At 53.9% G+C, this 24,938-nt stretch carries 20 protein-coding genes; 12 read left to right on the forward strand and 8 right to left on the reverse strand.

The features are described from left to right. The first annotated feature begins 153 nt into the window (after positions 1–153). From R70723_RS33115 to R70723_RS26875, 6 genes are all read left to right on the forward strand, one after another. Entirely contained in the window at positions 154–2,007 is a 1,854-nt protein-coding gene (locus R70723_RS33115; RefSeq protein WP_081957501.1) for a glycosyltransferase, read from the forward strand. Beyond that, complete coding sequence (locus tag R70723_RS34310; RefSeq protein WP_081957502.1) at positions 2,004–4,496, forward strand: exosporium glycoprotein BclB-related protein; 2,493 nt, start codon at positions 2,004–2,006, stop codon at positions 4,494–4,496. The genes R70723_RS33115 and R70723_RS34310 overlap by 4 nt, the downstream gene beginning before the upstream one ends. Before the next feature lie 185 nt (positions 4,497–4,681). Next, positions 4,682–5,368 (forward strand): response regulator transcription factor, encoded by a 687-nt coding sequence (locus R70723_RS26860; protein ID WP_039877086.1) that lies wholly within the window; start codon positions 4,682–4,684, stop codon positions 5,366–5,368. After that, positions 5,365–6,396, forward strand: coding sequence for a sensor histidine kinase (locus tag R70723_RS26865; RefSeq protein ID WP_052421487.1), 1,032 nt, complete (start codon positions 5,365–5,367; stop codon positions 6,394–6,396). The genes R70723_RS26860 and R70723_RS26865 overlap by 4 nt, the downstream gene beginning before the upstream one ends. 91 nt (positions 6,397–6,487) lie before the next feature. Next, entirely contained in the window at positions 6,488–7,189 is a 702-nt protein-coding gene (locus R70723_RS26870) for an ABC transporter ATP-binding protein (protein ID WP_039877087.1), read from the forward strand. Further along, positions 7,186–9,717: an ABC transporter permease gene (locus R70723_RS26875; protein WP_039877089.1), complete on the forward strand. Its 2,532-nt coding sequence runs from the start codon at positions 7,186–7,188 to the stop codon at positions 9,715–9,717. Before R70723_RS26870 ends, R70723_RS26875 begins: the two co-directional genes overlap by 4 nt. A 71-nt stretch (positions 9,718–9,788) precedes the next feature. Here the strand turns inward: R70723_RS26875 and R70723_RS32405 are convergent, their stop codons facing one another. Continuing rightward, on the reverse strand, positions 9,789–10,475 hold the full coding sequence (locus R70723_RS32405) for a helix-turn-helix domain-containing protein (RefSeq protein ID WP_052421488.1): 687 nt from the start codon (positions 10,473–10,475) through the stop codon (positions 9,789–9,791). A gap of 371 nt (positions 10,476–10,846) precedes the next feature. Continuing rightward, on the reverse strand, positions 10,847–11,410 hold the full coding sequence (locus tag R70723_RS26885) for a GbsR/MarR family transcriptional regulator (RefSeq protein ID WP_039877090.1): 564 nt from the start codon (positions 11,408–11,410) through the stop codon (positions 10,847–10,849). Positions 11,411–11,632: 222 nt separating this feature from the next. Here R70723_RS26885 and R70723_RS26890 point away from each other — a divergent pair, with 222 nt between their 5' ends. The 5 genes from R70723_RS26890 to R70723_RS26910 all read left to right on the forward strand — a co-directional run bounded on the left by R70723_RS26890 (position 11,633) and on the right by R70723_RS26910 (position 16,638). After that, positions 11,633–12,514 carry a carbohydrate ABC transporter permease gene (locus R70723_RS26890; protein WP_047171546.1) on the forward strand — a complete coding sequence of 294 codons (882 nt, stop codon included), beginning with the start codon at positions 11,633–11,635 and terminating at the stop codon, positions 12,512–12,514. A 43-nt stretch (positions 12,515–12,557) separates the two neighbouring features. Then, on the forward strand, positions 12,558–13,394 hold the full coding sequence (locus R70723_RS26895) for a carbohydrate ABC transporter permease (RefSeq protein WP_047171547.1): 837 nt from the start codon (positions 12,558–12,560) through the stop codon (positions 13,392–13,394). A gap of 31 nt (positions 13,395–13,425) precedes the next feature. Further along, positions 13,426–14,775: an ABC transporter substrate-binding protein gene (locus tag R70723_RS26900; RefSeq protein WP_047171244.1), complete on the forward strand. Its 1,350-nt coding sequence runs from the start codon at positions 13,426–13,428 to the stop codon at positions 14,773–14,775. 103 nt (positions 14,776–14,878) lie between these two features. Further along, complete coding sequence (locus R70723_RS26905) at positions 14,879–15,682, forward strand: HAD family hydrolase (RefSeq protein ID WP_039877092.1); 804 nt, start codon at positions 14,879–14,881, stop codon at positions 15,680–15,682. A 35-nt stretch (positions 15,683–15,717) separates the two neighbouring features. Then, positions 15,718–16,638, forward strand: a complete 921-nt coding sequence (locus tag R70723_RS26910; RefSeq protein WP_039879339.1) for a metallophosphoesterase family protein — start codon at positions 15,718–15,720, stop codon at positions 16,636–16,638. A gap of 124 nt (positions 16,639–16,762) precedes the next feature. Here the strand turns inward: R70723_RS26910 and R70723_RS26915 are convergent, their stop codons facing one another. Continuing rightward, positions 16,763–17,860, reverse strand: a complete 1,098-nt coding sequence (locus R70723_RS26915; RefSeq protein WP_039877093.1) for an NADH:flavin oxidoreductase — start codon at positions 17,858–17,860, stop codon at positions 16,763–16,765. Positions 17,861–18,098: 238 nt separating this feature from the next. Between R70723_RS26915 and R70723_RS26920 the strand changes: the two genes are divergently transcribed. Further along, a complete protein-coding gene (locus R70723_RS26920; protein ID WP_047171245.1) occupies positions 18,099–18,692 on the forward strand; it encodes a TetR/AcrR family transcriptional regulator in 594 nt (197 codons plus the stop codon). A 51-nt stretch (positions 18,693–18,743) separates the two neighbouring features. Here R70723_RS26920 and R70723_RS26925 read toward each other — a convergent pair whose 3' ends face one another. The 5 genes from R70723_RS26925 to R70723_RS26945 form a co-directional block, all read right to left on the reverse strand. Continuing rightward, positions 18,744–19,598: a MetQ/NlpA family ABC transporter substrate-binding protein gene (locus R70723_RS26925; protein ID WP_039877094.1), complete on the reverse strand. Its 855-nt coding sequence runs from the start codon at positions 19,596–19,598 to the stop codon at positions 18,744–18,746. Between the two features lie 82 nt (positions 19,599–19,680). Continuing rightward, positions 19,681–20,343 carry a methionine ABC transporter permease gene (locus R70723_RS26930; protein ID WP_039877096.1) on the reverse strand — a complete coding sequence of 221 codons (663 nt, stop codon included), beginning with the start codon at positions 20,341–20,343 and terminating at the stop codon, positions 19,681–19,683. Next, entirely contained in the window at positions 20,343–21,098 is a 756-nt protein-coding gene (locus tag R70723_RS26935) for a methionine ABC transporter ATP-binding protein (protein ID WP_076418500.1), read from the reverse strand. Before R70723_RS26935 ends, R70723_RS26930 begins: the two co-directional genes overlap by 1 nt. Before the next feature lie 1,151 nt (positions 21,099–22,249). After that, on the reverse strand, positions 22,250–23,260 hold the full coding sequence (locus R70723_RS26940) for an endo-1,4-beta-xylanase (protein ID WP_039877099.1): 1,011 nt from the start codon (positions 23,258–23,260) through the stop codon (positions 22,250–22,252). A 43-nt stretch (positions 23,261–23,303) separates the two neighbouring features. Further along, complete coding sequence (locus R70723_RS26945) at positions 23,304–24,866, reverse strand: glycoside hydrolase family 43 protein (RefSeq protein WP_039877101.1); 1,563 nt, start codon at positions 24,864–24,866, stop codon at positions 23,304–23,306. Between the last annotated feature and the right edge of the window lie 72 nt (positions 24,867–24,938).

The following is a 24,938-nucleotide window of genomic DNA, read 5'->3' on the forward strand; positions in this document are numbered from 1 at the left end:
CTGGTTAAAGCGCAGAAAATTACGCAATGCATAGAGTTTTTTTTAAAAAAAACCTGTATTTCATTGATTTTGCTGAATATTGTCGAGTTATTGTTCAGAATTAAATGTTATATTGTGATTAACATCATATTATTCCATTGTTGGAGGGACTAAATGCAGATCTCGATAATTGTTCTGGCCCAGCAGCTCCCGCTGCTTAAGTCGTGCCTTGCCAGCATTGACCTGTTCACTGACACCCCCTACGAGCTGATTGTCATTAATGATGGCGGAAATAAGGAGATCAGCAGCTATCTGACTCTCTTCAAAAAATCCCGGTCCTTTGCAACCAATGAACGCGTTGGTGTAGCCGCCGGCTTCAACTTGGGTGCCTCTATGGCTCAGGGGGATTATCTTATCTTCATACGCGATCACATGATCGTCTCTGAGGATTGGCTGGAAAGTCTGCTTGGCTGTGCACGCAGGCATCCTTCAGCTGCAATGATTGGTCCAGTCAGCAATGATGTGAGCGGTCCGCAAAAGCTGCCGGTCGTATGCACCGTAATGGATCAGCTCGATCATATCGCCAGATCCTTCGCCCTCTCCAAAGCAGGACAAGCCAAATCAACCACACGGCTGCTCAGCCACCTGCTGCTGGTACGCACTGAGGCTTTTCACAAGCTCGGCGGATTCGATGAACAGTTCGGGCTGGAATCCTATGAGGATGATGACCTCTGCTACCGCGCCATTCAGGCGGGATACAGCCTGCACATCGCTTTGGATTGTTTTGTCCGTTACATTCAGCCTCCTCCGCTCTTTCCGGAAAACCCCGCATGGTACAGTACACAGCTGGCCGCTAACAGGGAAAAAGCCCGCCAAAAATGGGGATTCGACCTCACAAGCGCTCTATATGAAATGAAACGCAGTATTACAGTAAGCTTATGCATGATTGTCAAAAATGAAGAAGCTACCCTGGGGCGTTGTCTGGACAGTGTGGCCGGGCTGGCAGACGAAATCATTATCGTGGATACAGGATCAACCGACCGCACAAAGGAAATTGCCCGCCGTTATACAGATAAGGTCGTGGACTTCACCTGGGTGGACGACTTCGCCAAGGCAAGGAACTATGCCTTCAGCCTCGGGACACAGGAATATCTGTTATGGCTGGATGCCGACGATGAGTTTCTGCCTGCTGACAGGGAAAAATTTTCGGCGCTTAAAGGGGCTCTGGACTGGGATACCGATGCTGTCTCCATGAATTACAACCTCGCTTTCGACGAGCACGGCAACGTAACCTCAAGCCTCACCCGCAACCGTCTGGTCAAACGGGAGAACGGGTTCCGCTGGTTCGGCGTTGTACATGAATATCTGGAGGTAAGCGGAAAGGTCCACCGCTCGGATATCTCCGTTACCCACGGCAGAGTCCACGGGAATTCTGACCGGAACCTGCAAATCTATGAAAAGCGATACACTGCGGGCGAGATTTTCTCTACCCGTGATCTATATTACTTCGCCAATGAGCTGAGAGAGCATAAGCAGTGGGAAAAAGCGATTTCCTTCTATGAAATGTTCCTGCAGCAGGTCGACGGCTGGGTGGAGGACAAAATCAATGCCTGCGGCAGCCTTTCTGACTGCTTCCGCGAGCTTAACAATCTCCAGCAGGCCAAAGCCAAAGCTCTTTATTCCTTCTCCTTCGATCTGCCGCGTGCAGAGAATTGCTGCCGGATCGGGAGCCTCTACATGCTGGAGAACGATTATGCCAAGGCCATTTACTGGTACAAGACGGCAACTGAGCTTGCTAAGCCTTTGGATAGCTATGCCATACTTCAGCATGCCTGCTGGAGCTGGCTGCCTCATCTGCAGCTTGCTGTCTGTTATGACCGGATCGGCCAGTACGAACGAGCCTGCGCCCATAACGAGACGGCGGCGGAATTTATTCCAACGGACAGCAAAGTGCTGGCGAACAGGGTGTATTTTGAATCCCTGGGCGTTGCAAGACAATCATATACTTTAGGGGGAAGCAGCAGATGAGTAAAAAGCAACCGGTTATCAAGTACACTGAGATTCACATGGATCAGGTAAACGCCAAAAAGGATATCAAGCCTGTACTAATGAAAACATCAATGGCGGTCATGGTGCTCAGTCAAACAGCAGGCCTGCTGCCAAGCTTCGGACTCGGGAGCACGGGTGTTGCTTCAGCTGCAGAGAACAAAGGCTTTAATGATGTAAGCAGCAGCTCATGGATGTACAAGTATGTAATGAAAATCGCTGCATTGGGCTTTGCCGAAGGCGATACCACCGGCAATTTCAACCCGAAGGCTCCGCTGACACATCAGGAGGCGGCCATTATGGCGCTCCGTTTCCTTGGCGTTGATGCTCCCACCCAGGCCGCTTCCTCTTCTTCATTAGAAGTAAGCGATTGGGCGAATGCCTGGGTGCAAACTGCCATCAATGAAGGATTGATTAAGCCTGAAGAAGAACTGGCGGCAGGCTGGGGCACCCAGAATGCCAGCCGCGAATGGCTTACCAGGCTCGTTGTCCGCCTGATTGACAAGGAGAATGAAGCCCTTGCCTTGACCAGCGAAGCTCTTCCCTTCAACGATGAGAACCAAATTTCAGCCTGGGCAACCGGCTATATTAATGCCGCTTCCCAATTAAAGCTGGTGCAGGGCTTTGAGGACAAAACCTTCAGGCCTTCCGCCGATGTGACCCGTGCCCAGGCTGCAGCCATTTTCAGTCTGGCAGAGCGGTATGCCCCGGTTGAATCAGGCACTGTAGCCCGCGGTAAAATCATCAGTGTGTCCGGCGGAAAGGTCGGTGTACTGACAGAGGCTAACCAGACAGTCAATCTGACTGTTGACGGTTCTACGCTTATTTTTGGAGTAAACGGAGAAACGGCATCCGCCTTGGCTGTCGGTCAGCCTATTACAGCTATATACAGCAATGGCATTGCTTCTTATGTAGAAATTGCTGATATCAGTAAAGCAGAAATTACGCTGCCAAAAGGAGCCACCGGGGCTGCCGGGGCAATTGGTGCGACTGGAGCTACCGGTGCCACTGGAGCAACAGGTGCTACAGGTGCTACCGGCAGTGCGGGGTCTTCAGGCGGGCAGGGCGCAGTAGGCGCTACAGGTGCCGCCGGAAATCCGGGACCTGCCGGTGAGGTTGGTGCAACTGGCGCGACTGGGGCCACTGGACCTGCGGGCGAGGTTGGTGCCACCGGCGCTACCGGGGCCACTGGACCTGCGGGCGAGGTTGGTGCCACCGGTTCGACCGGGGCCACTGGACCTGCGGGCGAGGTTGGTGCCACCGGCGCTACCGGGGCGACTGGACCTGCGGGCGAGGTTGGTGCCACCGGCGCGACTGGGGCCACTGGACCTGCGGGCGAGGTTGGTGCCACTGGCGCGACCGGGGCAACGGGACCTGCGGGTGAGGTTGGTGCCACTGGCGCGACCGGGGCCACTGGACCTGCGGGCGAGGTTGGTGCCACCGGCGCGACCGGGGCAACGGGTACTACCGGCGCGACTGGTGCTACTGGAGATACTGGTGTTACCGGTGCTACTGGAGATACCGGGGCTACTGGTGCTACCGGGGCGACCGGGGCTACTGGCGCGACTGGTGCTACTGGAGATACTGGTGTTACCGGCGCTACTGGAGATACAGGCGTTACCGGGGCTACTGGTGCTACTGGTGCTACCGGGGCCACTGGAGATACCGGAGCTACCGGGGCTACTGGTGCTACTGGTGCTACCGGAGATACAGGTGTAACCGGCGCGACTGGAGACACAGGCGCTACCGGGGCTACCGGGGCTACTGGTGCTACTGGTGCTACTGGTGCTACTGGTGCTACTGGTGCTACTGGAGATACCGGGGCCACTGGCGCGACTGGCGCTACCGGTGAAGCTGGTGTGACTGGGGCCACTGGTGCTACAGGTGCGAATGGGGCTACCGGTGCTACCGGGGCCACCGGAGGAGCTTCAACAACACTTATCCCGTTCTCTTCAGGCAACTCCGTCTCTTTGAATACAGTTGCAGGCGGTTTATCAGGAAACGCAGGCCTGATCGGCTTCGGCAATTCAGCTACCGTTTCATACTTCGGAGGCTCAATCATTGATCTGACAGGCTCTAACGATCCAAACAATAGCATCAATTATGCTTTTTCAGCACCAAGCAATGGTATCATAACATCCCTTAGCGGATACTTTTCCACAACCGTTGCAATGAGCTTAGTAGGAACTTCAGTTATGATTACCGGACAGCTCTACTCCAGTACTACACCAAATAATACCTTTACTCCAGTTCCGGGTGCTACTGTAACTTTAAGCCCGATTCTGACAGGAATCATATCTATAGGTACTATTTCCAGCGGAATAACAACAGGCTTATCCATTCCGGTCACTGCCGGAACCCGATACCTGATGGTATATTCGGCTACAGCTTCCGGAATTTCACTTATAAACAACCCTCAGGGTTATATCAGCGGAGGTCTTAGCATCAGCAGCGCACCGATTATTCCATAATCATTATCTATCCTGAGACCGTCCTGTCTACAGAAATCGCTGTAGACAAGGCGGTCTCTTTGCTGTGCCGGCAACAGGAGTGTGACAAAGCCCGCTTGCGCGATCCTATACCACTGTACATAATATTGAAGTGAAGCCTGCCCTTTCCTTTTATACATAAAGCAAACCCTAAAGGAGCAACGCCCTTGAAAACCTTACTAATCGTCGAAGACGACCGCAGCCTGAACAAAGGCATCGCCCTCTCCCTTGCCCAGACCGGACTGCAAATCGAACAAGCCTATACCTTGGCTATGGCCGAGCAAATTTTCAATACTACGAGGATTGATCTGGTCCTGCTGGATATTAACCTGCCCGACGGAAGCGGCCTGGACTATTGTGAAAAGCTGAGGAGAAGCTCGCAGGTGCCGGTTATTTTTCTGACTGCCAACGACATGGAGCCGGATATTGTTACCGGATTTGCCCTTGGCGGGGATGATTACATTACGAAGCCGTTCAGCCTGATGGTGCTGCGGGCCCGGGTAATGGCTGTACTCAAACGGGCTGCACCTCAGGCTGATGAGGTCCTCACGTTCGGTGCGCTGAGCCTTGATTTCGGAAAGCTGGAATTTTATAAGCACAGGGAGCCATTGGCTTTTAGCAAAACAGAGCTCAAGCTGCTGAATATTCTGGTCTCGAATCCCGGCAGCATTTTAAGCAGAGAGCAGTTAATCGATAAAATCTGGCTACAGGATGCGGAGTTTGTGGATGAGAACGCCCTGACTGTTGCCGTAAAGCGGCTGCGCGCCAAGCTTGAGGACGACCCTGCCTCACCCAGATACATCAAAACCGTCTACGGCCTGGGATACACCTGGGCGGAAAGGCCACACTTATGATTAACAGCACTGTCCGGCATCCCCGCCGACTCCGTTATCTTTTCTCTGCGATATTTTTGCTTCTATTAATAGGCTACACCGGAACTGTCTTTTATCTGGAAGGGTTCAGTCCGGCACTTCTGCAGCTTGCCCTGCTCTTCCTGATTGCCGTAATCGGTACGGGGGCTCTGTATAACCATATGCTCCAGCGGCAGATTACAGGCTTTATGGATACGGTGGATGAGATGGTCGACCGGGCGATTCACGGACATGAGCAGCTGACCCTTTTTGACGAGACACGTCTGTCTTCTCTTGAACACAAGCTGCTGCGCTATATTGAGATCAATAAATCAAACGAGCATAACCTTGCCGCCGAGAAGGACAAGATCAAGGAGCTGATCTCCGACATCTCCCATCAGACCAAAACGCCGCTCGCAAGCATTCTGCTATACAGCCAGCTGGTTGCCGAGACCCCGGATCTGAGCCCGGACACCCGTCAGCTGCTGCAGCAGATCGAGGCCCAGTCGGAAAAGCTGGAATGGCTCATAACCTCGCTGATCAAGCTGTCCAGGCTGGAGTCGGGCATGATCCAATTGCAAAGTGAAGTAAGACCGGTTGCCGCAACCATTACCAGTGCCCTCTCCCACCTGTATACACGCGCCGGCAACAAAAACATCATCATTAACATAGACTGCGCCCCGCTTACGGCAGCCCGCCACGATTACAAATGGACCAGTGAGGCGCTGTTCAACCTGCTGGAGAATGCAGTGAAATATACGGAGCCGGGCGGCAGTATCCGGATTACAGCGGAGGGCAATGAAATGTTCACAAGGATTGAGGTAGCGGATACAGGAATCGGAATTCCGGAGGACGGGCTGGAGCATATTTTCAAACGATTCTATAGAGGGCATAACGCCGGGGAGTATGAGGGGATCGGGATCGGACTTTTTTTGGCGCAAAAAATCATCAGTATCCAGGGCGGCTACATCACAGCGTCATCGCAGCCAGGTCAGGGAAGCAGGCTTACTATTTACCTCCCCCAGCTCTGAATGTGTCAATTCCGTCAGATTTCAGACACTGTCACGTTAGAATGGTCTGCTATCTTAAAGGACAACCACGAATGATGGAGGAGATAAGCAAATGCCTATTCTAAGCACCCTGCACCTGAAGAAATATTACGGCAAAGATCCGCAGACTACGGTAAAAGCACTGGATGATATATCCCTGACGGTAGAAAAAGGTGAATTTGTAGCCATTGTCGGCACAAGCGGCAGCGGAAAAAGCACTCTGCTGCATATGCTGGGCGGTCTGGACCGGCCGACTGAGGGCAAGGTGACGGTGGACGGGAACGAGCTTTTTGCGATGAGCGATGAGAAGCTGACGATTTTCCGGCGCCGTTCGGTCGGGTTCGTCTTCCAGAGCTATAATCTGGTGCCGATCCTGAGTGTGCTCGAAAATATTACGCTTCCCATCGAGCTCGACGGAGGAAGAATTGACCAGACGTATCTGGATGAGGTCATTCAGGCGCTGGGCCTGCAGTCCAAAATTCATTCTCTCCCTTCTAATCTCTCTGGAGGACAGCAGCAGCGGGTCGCTATTGCCAGAGCGCTCGCTACCAAGCCGTCGATTATTCTGGCGGACGAGCCGACAGGAAATCTCGACAGCAAAACAAGCCAGGAAGTGCTGATCCTGCTGAAGCAAATGAGCGAAAAGTTCAACCAGACCATTGTCATGATTACGCATAACGAGTCCATCGCCCAGACAGCCGACCGGATTATCCGTATCGAGGACGGGCGCATTGTATCCGGGAACGCAGCACCATCTGGAGCTAAGACACTATGATTGCCAACAATAACGGCAAGATTGTAACCCGTCTCTCCATCAAAAGTCTGCGGGCCAATCCGCTGCGCAACCTGGCTGTTATCTCCGCTGTGGTGCTGACGACACTGCTGATTACATCGATTTTTACGATGGCGCTAAGCCTTAACAAGTCGATGGAATTAACGATGATGAAGACGGTCGGCAGTGATTTTCACGGCGGCTTCAAACGGGTGAGTCCTGAGCAGATAGAGATTTTAAAGGAGCATCCCAGCATTAAGGAATACAGCGTTTCGCTGAATGCCGGGATCTTGCGGAACGAAGTGTTCCGGGACAGTCCGGTAGAGGTTAAGCAGATTGACGAAGCCTATGCCCGGCATGGTTTTATTCATCTTATTGAGGGGCGTTTGCCGGAAGCCGAGAATGAGGTTGTGCTGAGCACCTGGGTGCTGGATAAGCTAGGTATAAAACATGCAATTGGTGAGCGGGTACAGCTGGACATTGATATTACTGAGCGTGTTCTCAAGCAGGATTTTATCGTGTCAGGCTATTATGAAGCGGATAAAAATCTGGCGATCGCGGGACTGGCCTTCGTCTCCGATGCATGGGTGCAGAATAATCTCTCCGGGATCGATCCGGCAGAGTCCGAAGCCAGCGGCTCCTATGTAAACACCGCAGAGATGAGCGTAATGTTCAAGAACGCAGTCAATATTGAAAAAAAGCTGGATAAAGTGCTCGCCGATACGGGCGTGGATAGACCCATTGGAATTAACTGGGCCTATACGACCTCTTCCCTATCCGACAACCTTATTGAATTTGTGCCTTATATAGCTGTCGTCTTCATTATTATGCTGAGCGGGTATCTGCTGATTTATAATATTTTTTACATATCGGTTGTGCGTGATGTGAAGTTCTACGGTCTGCTCAAAGCGATCGGGACGACACCAAGGCAGCTCAAACGGATCATCAGAATACAATCACAGATATTGTATCTAATCGGGCTGCCCTTCGGGCTTGCTGCAGGCTATGTAATCGGACGGCTGCTCACGCCGATGCTGAACACTTTTTCCAGTGAGCCTATGGAAGCCGCTTATTCAGCCAGCCCGTGGATTTTCATTGGAGCCGCCCTATTCGCCTATCTGACGGTATGGGTTGCCGCAGGGAAGCCGGGCCGGATGGCCGCACGGATTGCGCCTGTCGAAGCGGTCAGGTATACGGGAGTTCAGGCAAAGCGGCGGATGCACAAACGCTCGAAGCGCGGAGGCCGGCTGCATGTCATGGCCTTCACGAACCTGTTCCGCAGCAAAAAGAAGCTCACCCTCATGCTGACCTCCCTCTCCTTGAGCATTGTGCTGTTCAGTATTATTTTTACGATGATAGGTTCGCTTGATGTAAATAAGTATCTTAGCACGTTTCTTTCCGGGGATGTGGTGATCCGCAATGAGAAAATTGAAACACGTGAAGGTGAGCGCCCGGGTGATCCTTATAAGCTGTCGGAAGCATTCAGCAGTGAATTGGAGCGGATCGACGGCGTGGAGAGTGTGGAGAAGGTTTACTTCTATTATGATATTCATGATATGGATGAGAAAATACGTGCTGTATTGCAGCCTTTGTCAGAAACAGAGCCGCCGGAGCCTTATCTTGCAAACATGCTGGAGCATAATCTTATTCATCTAAAACTGTACGGCATCGATTCTGGCTGGTATGACCTGATACAGAAGGATGTTATCGAGGGGCATTTCGACCCGCAGAAATTCGCTTCCGGGGACTATGTGCTGGTGACTCAAGCCAACATGTGGGAGGAAGATACTTATACCTCTTACTATCATCCTGGTGACATTATGGAGTTCAAAAATCTGGGCAAAAGCTATGAGGTCATGGCTGTGATGAATTACGATGCGCTCTATGCTGCGACGACACAATCTTTCTCAACGTATGGGTTCAATGCGTTCTTCCCCTCATCCGAATTGACCAGAGAGCTGCCTGCGGAGACCAACCCGCCATGGGCGCTGTCAGCAACGCTGCATATTGACTCTAACAAGCTGGACAGTGCGACTGAGGCTGCAAAATCTCTCGCCGCTTCCAGTGATGAGCTTGTGGTCAAATCAAGGGAGGATTATCGGCAGGAGCTGGGCGGATTTATCCGGGTTTTTCAGATTATCGGCTACGGCCTGAGCTTCGTTATTGCGCTGATCGGTGTTCTTAATTATATTAATACAGTCGTTACGGGTGTTATTACGCGGAAGAATGAATTCGCCCTGCTGGAGAGCATCGGCATGACCAAGCGCCAGCTCAAGAAGATGCTGATCTATGAGGGGTTGTACAATGTCCTTCTGACCACAGCCATTACATCCAGCCTCGGCGTGTTCCTGACCTATAACATTGCCAAAAGCATTGCGGACAACATGGCCTTCACCGTGTTCCGCATGAGCTGGCTGCCCTTTGTGCTGGTCGTTCCGGTGCTCGCAGTCATTGCTTACACGGTAACCCTGAGCTCTTACAGAATGCTGAGTAAGGATACGCTGATTGAACGGCTGCGGCAGGGGGAATAGCAGTAATAATGTAACAGGCAGATCCGTATGGTTACGGGTCTGCCTGTTTTTTTGCTGATTAGCCGGTTATGTCATTCGTCCAGCATCTGCAATGCGATTTGATCGGCGGTGTAGCTATCAAGAAAAGGGAGCAACGGAGTCAAGTCGCTCAGTTTCCCGCTGCTGATCACTTTCCGGGCGCACTTATTCAAGGCCTCTCCGCTCAGGAACGGAGCGAGCGGCACCAGATCACTGAGCTGCCCTTCATGCATCGCCTTGAGTGCACATTCATCAAGAGCCCCTTCACTCAGGAAAGGCGCCAGCGGTACGAGATCACTAAGACTTCCTCCCTCCATTGCCTTCCGGGCACACTCGTCCAGCACCTCTTCACTCAGGAACGGGGCCAGCGGCACTAACCCGCTGAGAGATACCTTGTCCTTTACTTGTTCAAAAACCTCATCCACCTGCTCCATTTTAAGCAGCGGTGCAATGCCGGAAATATCCTCAGCGGAAACCTCATGCTGCTGCAGGTACTCCCCCGACTTGTTTTCCAGCAGGCTGGATATGAGCGTTGTCGCTTTTCCCTCATCGAGAATTTCTTCAATGCTTACTCCAAAAATCTCCGCCAGCTCCGGCAGCTTCGCAATATCCGGCATGCTGTTGCCGCGCTCCCAGTTGCTGACCGCCTGATAGCTGATGCCCAGCTTGTCCGCCAGTCCCATCTGTGTGATCCCCGCCTGCCCTCTCAGCCTTGCAATGTTACGCCCTACCTTGATCATATCAAACATGGCCTCCACCCTTTCGCTTGTCATGACCTTAGTGTAGTGGAGCACCCATAAAATGTATATCAAGCGTTGCTTGAGTTGCTTACTTGGGCATAGCCCATACGCTGAATAAGTGTATTTTGTGCAATTAAAAGTAGCCATGAGCCTTATTCGAACCGTATAACTGCACTTCGTGCAACTAAAATTGCCCGAAACGGCCGAAACAGAAGAGTTAAGCCCATATAGTTGTACGGAATACACTTAAACCGGAGGTAGGAAGAAAAAATGGCGATATAGTTGTATAAAGTGCAGCTAACCTGCAAAAGCAGACTGGTTAAAGTAAGGTTCCATTTCCCGCAAAAAAAACGGGCACAGCATGCCGTGACTCAACGCTGCTCCGCACCCGGCCCGCCGAACATCTCCCCGTTCTTCAGGCCGTCGACAAACTGCTGCAGCCAGCGGTAATACTCCGCCGCATGACGCAGCTTCTCCAGGTCCCGGCTGCAGGACAGCCGCTCCTCTTCAGGCGTATCCCCCGCCTGCGCCAGCATCTCCAGCTGCGGAATCACCGCCCCCATCGCTTCCTGCATCACATCAATTTCCCGCTGAAGCTTCAGCGTGAAGAAGTTCCGGAACGCCTGGAAAAAATCCGTCTCCGCCACATACAGGTCCCTCCGCTCCCGTTTCTCCTCAAGCTTGGTCACCATCTGTGAGGACATCAGGGAGCGGACGCCGTAGCTCATATTGCTTTTACTCATATTCATCACCTGCTTCATTTCCTCCAGCGTCATCGGCTTGTCCTCAAAGAACATAATCCCGTACAGCTGTCCAAAGGAATAATTGGCCCCGTACAAATCCATCGTCTGCGCGATTGCATCAATAACCTTGCGCAGCAGCTGCTCCCGTGGAGATAGCTGCCTGTTGTCTTCACCAAATGCGGCCTGCTTCATTCGCTGCACCTTCACTTTTCATTAGTCTTGTTGCCTTAGCATTACATAAAACGGGAATAAGCGGGGTGTATTTCAACAAATTTTACACAATTTCCGAGCCTGCTTTACTTCCGGTTGACCACACGCCGACTTGTCCAGTGTACAATTTTTTTTGAACAGAGAATGTATTCACCTGCATTATACCGCAAAACTAAGCTGACGGAATGGGGTATCGGAACGAAAATGACACGAAATAAGTTAATAAGCGGTTTAAAGCCCGTGCTCTTTACGCTGCCGGCGATGATACCCTTTGTGCTGTTCTGGCTGGCACCGCTGATTTATGTGCTCTATCTCAGCTTTACAGAATGGGATTTCATGAGCCCAACCAAAACCTTTGTCGGACTGCAGAATTATATCGACCTCTTTGGCAATCCGGCTTTTTACAAGGCATTGCGGGTCACTGTGCTGTTCTGCATCGGCAGCGTGCTGCCGGTTATCGCCCTCGGCCTGGGGCTGGCTCTGCTGATGAACCGCAAGCTGAAGGGCTCCGGCCTCTATCAGGCGCTGCTCTTCTCGCCTTGGGTTACGCCGACTGTCGCTGTATCGATCGTCTGGTCCTGGATCTACGAGCCTGAAGTCGGACTGGCCAATACGGTGCTGGATTTTCTCGGCCTTGAACCAATCGGCTGGCTGCAGGACCCCAAGTGGGCACTCGCCGGCGTGCTGCTCGTAACGGTCTGGAAATCGGCGGGCTGGGCGATGATCTTCTATCTCGTAGCTCTGCGGAATGTTCCTTCCGATCTGCTGGAAGCAGGCGAGCTTGACGGAGCCAGCGCTGTGCAAAAGTTTGTCCGGATTACGCTGCCGATGATCTCGCCGACCACGCTGTTTCTGTTCGTGGTGCAGATGGTTCAGGCGCTGCAGGCCTACGATCAGATTAACGTGCTGACACAAGGCGGTCCGTCCGGTTCAACCCGTACGCTGCTGTATTTGTATTACCAGTCTGCCTTTGAATCCTTCCAGATCGGCGAGGCTTCCAGTGTGGCTGTAGTACTGGTATTCATCTGTATGCTGCTGTCGGTGCTGTCGCTCAGCATCAGCAGACGGACGACGCACTATCAATAAATCGTTACATCTAATAAGGAGGTCATTCCACTTGCGTACGAGTATGCTCTCACGGCTGGGCGGACCGGCCCGCCATGCTTTTTTCGCCGTACTGGCGCTGCTGATGGCCTTCCCGTTCTACTGGATGGTCACCAGCGCCCTCAAAACCAATGATGAAATCTGGGCCTCCCCGCCAACGCTCTGGCCTGCGGACCCGCTGTGGGGGAATTTCGCCGAAGCCTGGAATGAGGCGCCGTTCGCCAGATATATGGGTAACAGCATTCTGGTCGCCGGAAGCATTGTCATCCTGCAGGTTTTTAATTCCGGCATGATGGCCTATGCGCTGACTCATATGAAATTCCGCCTGAAGGGTATTTTTGCCGGAGTTATCCTTTTCGGCTATATGGTGCCTGCTACGGCAGTCTACCTGCCCAGCTATCTCGTGCTGTCCGAGCTGAATTTGCTCAACAGCTACGGCGGCCTGATTCTCTCCAACTGTGTCAGCGTCTTTGCGATCTTCCTGATCCGGCAGGCCTTCCTGCAGGTATCCCACGAGCTGGTCGAGGCCGGCGAGGTGGACGGGGCATCGCATATGCGGATTCTGTGGACGGTGCTGGTGCCGGTGACCCGGTCCTCTTTTGCCGTAATGGCACTCATCACCTTCATTGATCATTACAACAACTATTTCTGGCCGATGCTGATCACCAAGGACCCTGCCCTGCAGCTGGTCTCAGCCGGACTGCGCAGCTTCTTCGTGGAAGGAGGTGCTTACGGATTGAAATGGCCGCTAATCATGGCCGCCAGTGCCTTCACCATCGCCCCCCTGCTGCTTGTTTTTGTGCTGGCACAGAAAACGATTATGCAAAGTGTCAATATGACTGCAGGCTCCAGTAAAGGATAAACACTATTTTCTAATAAAGAGGAGAATGATGATGAACGTATCGTTGAAAAGATTGTCGGCACTGTCCGTGATTGCCGGAATGACTGTCCTTACCGCCTGCGGCGCAAACGGCGCCGCCAATCAGGTTACAGAGGCAAGCGGCGCATCGTCAGCTCCCTCCGCAGCAGCCCCTGCTGCACAAAGTGAACCGGTAACCATTGAATTCTGGTATGGCCTCGGCGGCAAGCTCGGCGAAAATATGGAAGCACTCATTCAAAAATTCAACGCCTCCCAGCAGGAGGTTATCGTTAAAGGCATCGTGCAGGCAGATTATACCGAAACCCAGCAGAAGCTTCAGGCGGCGATCGCTACCGGAACGGTTCCTGCAGCCGTGCTGTCCTCCAATGTGGACTGGGCGCGCAAGGGATATTTCGCCGAATTGGATCAGCTGATTGCGGCACAGCCCGATTTCAACCCGGATGACTTCGTGCAGACCTTCCTGAACCAGGGCAAGGTTGACGGTAAGCAGTACTTCCTGCCGATGTACGGCACAACGCAGGTGATGTATTACCGTCAGGATGCTTTTGAGAAGAGCGGCATTGATGCCAGCCAGATCAAGACCTGGGAGGATCTCGCGTCCGCAGCTGAGAAAATGACGGTTAAAGAAGGCGGCAAAACAAGCGTTTACGGCTGGGAGCCGATGTGGGGCTCCGGCAATATGATCGATGCGGTGCTGAGCAAAGGCGGCAGCATTCTAAGTGAGGACGGCAAGACCGTTACCATTGATTCAGCGGAGTGGACCGAAACGTGGGATCTGTTCCGCAAATGGATTCATGAAGACCAGATCATGCGCATTCATTCGGGGGGCCAGGGCTGGGAGTACTGGTATAAAACGATTGATGACGTAATGAAAGGCCAGGCTGCCGGCTATACCGGCTCCAGCGGTGACCAGGGCGATCTGGACTTCAGCATCGTAGCGGCAATGGAACAGCCGGGCTGGGCCGGAGCCGGCGAAGGCAAGCCGGTAGCCGAAGCCATTCAGGCCGGTATTCCTGCCAAGGCAAGTGATGAAGAGAAGCAGGCTGCGCTGAAATGGCTGGCTTACTTTACAAATTCGGAGAATACTGCCTTCTGGTCGATCAACACCGGATACATTGCGGTCCGCCAGTCTGCCCTGGATGATCCTGCATTCATCTCGTTCAGCGAGACTAACCCGCAGATCAAAATCCCGCTGCAGCAGGCCTCCCATGCCTCCGCTCCGTTCCAGGACCCTACGGGCGGCAAAATTAATGATGCACTGAAAATCGCTGCGGACAAGGTGCAGATCGAGAACATCCCGGCTGCCGAAGCGCTTAAAGAAGCACAAGCAACTGCACAGGCGGCGCTGGATAAGGTGAAATAATCCGGGGGAATGGCGGACCCGCCCGACTCACTGATTAATCCCGTAAATATACAACGATATGAATCATAAATGACGTGAAATGAAAACGAAGGAGGCCGAGGCCGTGCCTGAGCTGATCACCCCGCAGGGAAATTACAGCATATCCGCCATCCTGTTCGACAAGGACGGTACCCTGCTCGACTTTGTCTCTCTTTGGGGAAGCTGGAGCGAATGCCTGCTTACGCATTTTTCCCGGCAGCTGAAGCTGCGCGGCCTTCCCTTTCCCGATCCCTGCCTGAACAATCTGCTGGGGACAGTCCATAACGGTGAGGGCCGGATTACCGGCTATGACCGCAACGGTCCGCTTGCGATGGGCACGATGAATGACCTGTATGCGATTCTCGCCTGGCAGGGCTATCTGCTTGGCCTCTCCTGGGCGGCGTCGATGGAGCTGGTGGAGGCCTGCCGCCGGGAGGCAGACGCCATGCTGGAGCACAGCCGCCCCGTCCTTCCGCTGCCCGGCCTGCTCCGCTTCCTGGAAGAATGCGCTGCCGGAGGCGTAAAGATGGCCGTGGTGACGGCAGACGAAACCGAAGCCGCGGAGAAGCATCTCCGCTGGCTCGGCATCCGTCATTATTTCTCGGCTGTGATCGGCACCGATCAGGTCGAGCGCGGCAAGCCGTTCCCGGATATGGCTCTGCTGGCCTGCAGACAGCTCGGGGTGCAGCCTTCCGCCGCTGCTGTAATCGGCGATACGAACGGCGATATGCGCATGGCCAAATCGGCAGGCGCGGCGGTTGCCGTTTCCATTGCACCGGATGCCGGGGCTGCTGTGCCGGGGGAGCCTTCAGCTGAAGCGCTGCTTGATCATTTGCTGCCTGATGCTGATATCATTGTACAGTCTTATAAGGATCTGGCTTTTAAATAAGCAGGAAATGATGCTCAAGGAGGCGAGCTTTGCAGATGGAGACCAAGTTAACAGGCGGGGAAATGCCGCTGCTCACCTTTCAGATAATTACCGACACCCATGTCACCGCAGACCCTGCCCATGAGTATAACCGGAACTTTGAGCGTGCCCTGCAGGATCTGGCCGTCCATGCCCGGGGCAGCAGCGGGATCATGCATATCGGCGATATTACCGACCACGGCTTCCCGGAGGAATATGCCGAGGTTCAGCGGATTCTCGGCCAATACCGGACGGTCCTGCCGGAAATCCGTTATACGCTGGGCAATCACGATGTCGGCATCGGCCACTGGCAGCCGCAATTGGCGGAGGCCCGGCTGGGCGACTGGGAGTCACGTCTCGGAATGTATACCTCCCGCATGGGCCCGCCGGGTCCTTATCATGACCATTGGATCGGCGGATATCATTTTATTTTCCTGGGAACCGAAGAGGGATTACCGATCTTCTGCAGCCTGTCGGCTGAACAGCTCCAGTGGCTGGAGCTGAAGCTCGGCGAGCGGCCTGACGGCGGACCGGCTGCAGCGGATCAGCCCGTTTTTCTCTTCCTGCATCAGCCGCTGATGAATACTGTCGCCGGCTCTCTTGAAGAACAGGAATGGTACGGAGTTACGCAAGACAAGGAGCTGCGTGCGATTCTGGACAAATACCCGCAGACTCTGCTGTTCACCGGCCATACCCACTGGGAGCTGGAAGCGGAGCATACGATGTTCCCGGGTAACGGGGAGACGGCCACGATGTTCAACGCAGCCTCGGTTGCGTATCTGTGGAACAATGAGGATGTTCACCTGGACGGCAGCCAGGGGTATTATGTTGAAGTGTACAGCGATAAGGTGGTGGTGCGCGGGCGCGATTTTACCAGTGGAACGTGGATTGAATCAGCATGCTTCGAGGCTCCTGTGCTGCTTAAAACGCATAAGTAACAGGGCAGATATTTATCAGCCATTCAGATATCCGATAAAAGACAAAGCAGCGGCCCCCCACAAGGAGTAACCGCTGCTTTTTGCGCTGTGATTTGCATCCCCCTGCAATGACGGTCAGCAGCATTTAATACAAAACAGCCGCTGCTTCCGGTGTAAACGGCTTAATGTCATCCAGTCTGCCTTCATGCACCTTCTTCGCCCATTCCGGATCACCGAGCAGCGCACGGCCTACGGCCACCAGATCAAATTCCTGCTGCTTCAGCCGGCTCATTAGCTCCCGGTAACCGGGTACGCCGGTCTCCCCGTCATCTGCCATACCGACGGAGCCGACAGCAATCGTGGTCTTGCCGCTGAGCTTCTTCACCCAGCCGGCGAGGCTGAGCTCAGATCCGGCAAATCCCGGCTCATTAAAGCGGCGGGTTGAGACGTGGAAAATATCCACTCCCGCTTCAACCAATACGCTCAGGAACTGCTCCAGCTGTTCCGGTGTATCCCACAGCTTCGCTGTATAATCCGCCATTTTCCACTGGGACAGCCGCATCGAAACCGGATAATCCGGCCCGACCGCAGCACGTACAGCCCGCACAGCTTCCGCCGCAAAGGTGGTACGCTGCAGATAATTGCCGCCGTAACGGTCCGTGCGCCGGTTTGTTTTTGCCCAGAAGAACTGATCGATCAGAAAACCGTGTGCCCCGTGAAGCTCGATTCCGTCAAAGCCGGTCCGCCGGGCATTCGCCGCTGCGTCCGCATAAGCCTGAATGACTTCAGCAATCTCCTGTTCAGTCATCGGCTCGCCCGCATAGTTGCCTTCAAGGTCCAGCCCTGAGGGACCCAGTGACTTTGCCTGCGGATGAGGCCCGGTGCCTTCGGGACGGATCATCCCCATATGCACCAGCTGCGGGAAAATAGTGCCCCCTGCTTCATGCACCTGCCGCACCACGCTGCTCCAGCCTGCCAAAGCCGCCTCACCGGACAGATCCGGCAATCTGGATTCACTTGCTGCTGCCGGATGGCCGATGACCGCCCCCTCTGTAATCACAAGTCCGACTTCATTCTGCGCGCGGCGGCTATAGTATGCGGCCACGTCCTCTCCCGGCACACCGTGCGGGGAAAAGGCCCGTGCCATGGGTGACATGACAATCCGGTTGGGTATGGTCAATTGCCGGACCTTATACGGCTCAAACAAGGCCTCCAGTGCTTGTGTCTGCTGCTCATTTCTCAAATGTAACGCCTCCCTGATATTCCGGATCTTTGCCCGGGCTGTTCTCCCAAGCCGTTCACGGCGGGATATGTAGGCTAGCTTATCAAGCAGACGCTCCTCCTACAACCGACAATCCAGCCGGATTGTTGCTTAAGCGAAGCCCCCGGATCATTGTCGGGGAGGAAGAAAACATTTGTTGTCGCATGGGCGCATGATTATAATTAGAAGAATCTTTTGACACCAGAAAGGATGTTCATTAATGGCTAATGTACTATCCCCTAACCCAAACGATCCGCGTGTGATCCGGACACGGCAGCTGATTCTGGACGCCTTCCTCCGGCTGCTGAATACCAAGGACTTCAACCAGATTACGATCAGTGATATAACCAGTAACGCAACAGTTAACCGGGCTACGTTTTATGCCCATTTTGCCGATAAATATGCGCTGCTGGAAGCCATGCTGTCCGGTGCTTTTACAACCCTGGTCGTTCAAAAGCTTGATACCGAAGCCCTGCTGACGGAGCAGACTCTTCTGGAGCTAATCGGAGCGCTGTGTGCCTACCACGAATCAAGCCAGCATTGCGTCAAGAAATATGATTCCGTGGCCCTGATGATCGAAGAAAATATTAAGCTGCAGCTCGAACAGCTCATTCTCAGGCTGCTTGGCAAAACGGCGGGCACACCCGGTCATTCAAAAGCGTTAGGCTCCGCCGCAACGCTGCTAAGCTGGTCCATCTATGGCGTAACCTACCGCTGGAATCAGGATGGCCGGACAGAAACGCCTGCCGAGCTGGCCAAGCGCGTTAGCCCGTTTATTATCGGGGGAATCTCCCATTTGCACAGTATCACATAAAAAAGAGGCGCCACGGTGATGATTCACCAGGACGACCTCTTTGATCAATGGTTATTCAAAAGCCGGCAGAGCGATGTCTGCATAATTATCTTCCAGGAACTTCTTCACCTCAGGACCGCTGATGCGCTTCGCCAGCTTCTGGATCGCATCGGAATCCTGATTGTCTTCACGGGCAACCATTGTAATGGTAAACTCGGAATCCTCGCGCTCGGTAATCAGCGCATCCTTCTTCGGAGTCAGGCCAAGCGGGCTGGCATAAGCCGGAGTCATCGCCACCAGGTCACCGTCATCCAGCATCCGGGCAAGCATCAGCAGGTCAACTTCCTCGATCTTGAAGTTCTTCGGATTTTCCGTAATATCCGCCTGGGTTGCTGTGATGCCTACTCCATCCTTCAGCTTAATCAGACCGGCATCGGCAAACATCTGCAGCGAACGTCCGATATTCGACGGGTCATTGGCCATTACCAGCGTCGCACCTTCCGGCAGCTCTTCGATGGATTTGACCTTTTTGGAGTATCCGCCGTAAATCGCATCATATACAGGCTGTACCGGAACGAGATTCGAGCCCTTGCTCTCATTGAACTGCTTCATGTAAGGCACATGCTGGAAGAAGTTCGCGTCCACTTCCTTGTTCGCCAGCGCCTCGTTCGGCTGCACATTGTCGGACAACACAACGATCTCCATATCCACCCCGTCCTCCAGCAGCAGCGGTTTTACAATATCAAGAATATCGGTCATCGGGGGAATCAGCGTGGCTACCTTGATTTTCACGGGTTCGGTACTTGCTGCTGTAGCAGCCGGTGCTTCCGTAGCTTCTGCGGCATTTTGAGCATTGTTAGTGTTGTTACCGCAGCCAGCAGCGACCAGGACGAACAGCATCAGCATTGCAATCATGGACTTTTTCATTGTTTTTCATTAACCCCCAGTATTTATATTCGGATTTCAAAATAGTACAGCCTGCACATTCATTGCTCAGTCTTCCCTTTAATCAGCGCTTATCCAGCAGTCTTGCCACAGTGCTTCCGGTGAACTGGATCAGCTGCACGAGCGCAATCATGACGACGATGGCGTAGGCCATCACTTCCGTCTCAAACCGCTGATACCCGTAACGGATGGCAAAATCGCCGACACCCCCGCCTCCAACAACACCCATCACCGTTGAAAAAGAAATAAAGCTGATCGTGGAAGCCGTGAGTCCGAGCACCAGCCCCGACCGCGCCTCCACATACAGGAACTTGAAAATCAGCTCCACCTTCGATGCCCCCATGGACAGGGCCGCCTCAATCGTACCCTTGGATACCTCCAGCAGGGACTGCTCTACCAGACGCGCATAGTAAGCTATAGCGACTACGGACAGAGGCACCGTCGAGGCCAAGGTTCCGATAGACGTTCCAACCAGGAAGCGGGTCACCGGAATGAGCGCCACCACCAGCAGCAGGAACGGAAAGGAGCGGACCACATTAACGATGCTGTTCAGCGTCAGCGACAGGCTCCGGTTCTCATAAAGCTGTCCCTTGCGGCAAAAATACAGCACCGTGCCCAGCGGAAGTCCGACCAGCAGCGCCGCCAGAATGGATATCCCGACCATGACAAAGGTTTCGCCGATCGACTGCCACATCAGATCCTGGTATTTCAGCATGCTTTCCCACATTATCGCCCACCTGCCTTGCCGGTAATCTGCTCGCGGTAGGAGCCGGAATGCCCCGAAGGCGGAAGGAAACCGTGCTCTTCCCGTGAAAAGGAATCCACGATTCTCCCGTCCTCCATGACGGAGACCTCAGTGCAGATGCTGCGCACCACATCCAGCTCATGGGTTACGATCACAATCGTTACGCCGAGCGCAGCGTTGATATGCTTCAGCACGCTAAGGATGTCCGCCGTAGTCACCGGGTCCAGCGCGGAGGTCGGCTCATCGCACAGCAGCAGCTGCGGGCTGTTGGCAAGGGCGCGGGCAATCGCTACCCTTTGCCGCTGGCCGCCGCTGAGCCGGGCGGGATACTGCTCCGCTTTGTCGGTCAGGCCGACGAACTCAAGCACCTCAGCCACCCGCTTCTGGCGCTCTCCCTTCGGCACACGCGCCAGCTCCAGCGGAATGGACACATTACGGCTGACGGTGGCATTGGCGACCAGATTAAAATGCTGAAAGATCATCCCGATCTTCTGCCGCTCCCGGCGCAGCTCTTTCTCTGTTAATGCCGTCAGCTCTTTGCCGGCCACAGTCACCGTGCCGTTGTCCGGCCGCTCCAGCAGATTCATCAGACGCAGCAGCGTCGATTTACCGGCCCCGCTTGCCCCGATGATGCCGTGGATTGAAGCAGGTTTTACTGTAAGCGATACGTCCCGGACCGCGTGATGACTGCCTCCCCTTAGTTCGAAGCTTTTACTTACTCCGCTCAGCGATAAAATCGTATTCCGCCCCTCTCCGGACCTGCTGATAATAAAGCTTGTTCCCCCGTGAAGTGTACTACAACTATTTTAAAACTGTTTTATTAAAAATCTCTTTAAATAATAAGGCATAACCTTCACTGTGTCATCATTTATTTTTAAAAATATATATCAGACCTGTGAGAGGATTCCCTTCCTCTAAGGATGTGCGGCCGGAGTTAAAATTATCCTGCTCCTCCGGAAGAAGGGGCTGTTATGTAAGAAATACAGCGCGGCTCGGGGTTTCCGCGCCGCCCGCGCCTTCCCGTGCGCGGTCGGGAAGCCCCAGGCGGCGGGGCAAACCTCAGTGTGCCGCCCGGCTTTCGGCTCATTAAAGGGATTTTTCCCTTTAATGATGGGCTTGGGACCCGGCTTTCGGCGCATTAAAGGGATTTTTCCCTTTAATGATGGGCTCGAGGTCCGGCTTTCGGCTCATTAAAGGGATTTTTCCCTTTAATGATGGGCTCGCGGACCGGCTTTCAGCTCATTAAAGGGATTTTTCCCTTTAAGGGCGGGCTTGGGACCCGGCTTTCAGTTCATTAAAGGGATTTTTCCCTTTCATGATGGGCTTGGGGCCCGGCTTTCGGCGCATTAAAGGGATTTTTCCCTTTAAGGGCGGGCTTGGGGCCCGGCTTTCGGCGCATTAAAGGGATTTTTCCCTTTAGTGATGGGCTCGAGGCCCGGCCTTCGGCTCATTAAAGGGATTTTTCCCTTTAAGGGCGGGCTCGCGGCCGGCTTTCAGCTCATTAAAGGGATTTTTCCCTTTAAGGGTGGGCTTGGGACCCGGCTTCCGGCCGGCGGCCTTAATCTGGAGTTTGACTTCAGTCAAACGCATTTTGCCTCTCATTTAGTCCCACGGGCCAGTTTAGGTTACTTAACTACATAAACAAAATAGCGGCCCCCATAAACGGGAGACCGCTGCCCTAACTTGTATAGTTACTTTAACTGCATCCAATGAGCCTCACTGAGAGGATAAGCGGAACTTAGATTGAACCTATACGTTTGTTAACAAGTCCGGATCGCCTCTAGTCAGTAAGTCGATAAACTCTAACCGGTGACCTTAACAAACCAGCTCTTATTCAACCAGAGAAAAGCGGAGCTAAGCTAGCTCCGCTCTCTTGTTCTATTACAGCTCAGCGGCTGCGCACAGCAAGCCGCTCGAATGCGGGCTTCGGCCGGTGCTGTTCGTCGAACAGGAACGGCCAGTTTTTGCGTCCGCGGACAGGGAAGTTGTCCAGCCAGGTGTAGTCGTCCGCCGCCCCCCAGAAGGTGACGGACGAGATGACCTGCCGGTATTCCTGGAGCAGCCGGAATACCGCGTCATAGCGCTCCGCCTGGAGCTCAAGCAGCTCCGGCGGCGGGCTTGTCAGGTCCGTCCGCTTATCGTCGAAGCGGAACAGGGACATATCCAGCTCGGTAAGCTGCAGCTGCAGCCCGAGCGAGGCGTACTTCTCGATCGCTGCCCGGATCTCATCCAGCGCGGGGTCGTACAGATTCCAGTGGGCCTGCAGTCCGACACCGTGGACCGGCACCCCCTGCTCCAGCAGCGACTTCATTAGAGTATAGATTTTGTCGCGCTTCTGCGGATGACTTTCATTGTAGTCATTGTAGAATAGCAGGGCCTGCGGATCAGCCGCGTGGGCATATTCGAACGCCCGCGCAATGAACTCAGGTCCGGCTATCTCCAGCCATTTGGATGGCCGCAGCAGCTCCGGGCCTTCATCAGCGATTACCTCGTTGACGACATCCCAGGCATAAATCTGCCCCCGGTAACGTCCGACTACTGTATCAATATGTGACTTCAGGCGTGACAGCAGAAGCTCTTTACTTACCGCTGCGCCTGCTCCGTCCCTAAACAGCCAATCGCTCGTCTGGTTATGCCACACCAGGGTATGACCGCGCATCGCGAGCCCGTGCTTCCGGGCAAAAGCCGCCAGCTCGTCCGCATGATCAAAGGTGTATACCTCCTCCTGCGGATGCATACTCTCAAACTTCATTTCATTCTCGGCAGTAATACTGTTAAAATGATACGCCAGCAGCTGCTCCTGGGAACGGATCGTCAGCGGGTTTACCGTTGCACCGATTTTGAAATCATCAGTAAATATCTCTTTTAACGAGGGCCCGCTAAAACTGTTATTCTCCATCGTACTAGCCTCCCGAATTAAGCTGAATTGTGTTGACTGCCGCTCAAGCCCTCCACTCAAACCAGTCAAAATAAGCAGCCCCCGGCAGTTCCCGCCCGTTGCCCGCAGCGTACATGCCGACCACTACTCCGGTAAAAGCATTTCCTTCAGCCGCCTGCGGTGACAGCTCATATGCTGCGCCTGCTGCAAGCTGGATCCACTCCTCACCGTCCATGGAATACAGCAGACGGTACTCGTGGTAATCTGCGGCAATTTTCAGAAAAACGCTGCCTTCAGACCACTTTACCGGAACCTCCGCCGCCAGCTCAGTCTGCCCTCTCACCGTCAGCCGTGCAAACACCAGCAGCTGTCCGTTCCTGCGGACCATCCCCGCCTCATAATGGGCACGCTCATTCATTCTGACGCACAATCCGGCTTCCGCATCATCTGAATGAACATCCAGCTCGACCAGCGTGCTCCACTCAGCGGTAAAATGCTGCTGTCTGCGGCCGATGAAGGCTGTCTGCCCGGCATCGCTAAGTCCGGCCGGCTGGCCCTTCAGCGCCAGCCAGCCGGTACGTTCCTCCAGCGACCAGCTGTGTTCAGCTGGATTCCGCAGGAAGACCAGATCATACGGAAGCATACTTTGGTCAAAATCGTGCCGACCGCTATAACCACCGTCACTCTCAACTTCCTCATTCCCGTCACTGTAACCAGGCCGCTCAACACACATCTCCAGTCCTACGGTACCCTCGTTATTATCAATCATCGGCCAGCCGTCTTCGCTCCAGCTCACCGGAGCAAGATACGTCTCCCGGCCAAGCACCCCGTAGCCCTCTTCTCCAAGACGTACACCAAGAAAGACCGACCACCAGCCGCCATCCGGCCCTTCGATCAGATCGGCATGACCCAGGTACTGGATCGGATGCTCAAGCTCCCTGTGGGTCAGAATCGGCTCGGCCAGCTCCTCGAACGGACCGTACGGCGAGCTGCTGCGGCCGATAATTTCACGGTGCTCCTTTGCCGTGCCGCCGGAGGCCGCCATGATATAGTACGTCCCGTTAATCTTATACAGATGCGGCCCCTCCAGCCACGGTCCTCCGTCCCCGGTCCAGATCACCACAGGCTCAGTCAGCGCTGCTCCGGTAGCAATATCAATCTCATACTGGATGATATGCGAGTCATAGCCTGCACCCTGCTGGGCGGTTACATAGACTCTGCCATCCTCATCAAACATGAGCGATGGATCAATACCGCCGAACGGTACTGAGACCGGGTCAGACCAGGGGCCTGCGGGGTCGGCGGCAGTCACATAGAAATTGCCCCGGCCCCGCACATCTGTTGTAATCATATAAAACACCCCGTCGTGATAACGGATGGTCGGCGCATAAATCCCGTCAGAGCTGCCGCAATTGCGGATATCGAGCTGGCTGATCCGGTCCAGCACATGGCCGATTTGCTCCCAGTGAATCAGATCACGGCTGTGAAACAGCGGAACACCGGGGAAATACTCAAAGGTGCTGCAGACCAAATAATAGTCCTCTCCCGCCCGGGTAATGCTCGGATCAGGATAAAAACCCGGCAGCACCGGGTTCGTATACTTTATGAATGACTGCTTCATCTCCATGCAAATAACCTTCCTTTTAGTCGATAAAGGTACCTATATCCCGTAAGCCCCAATAGTGGCGAAAACAGCAGA

The sequence above is a fragment of the Paenibacillus sp. FSL R7-0273 genome, assembly GCF_000758625.1.
GTDB lineage: Bacteria > Bacillota > Bacilli > Paenibacillales > Paenibacillaceae > Paenibacillus_AQ.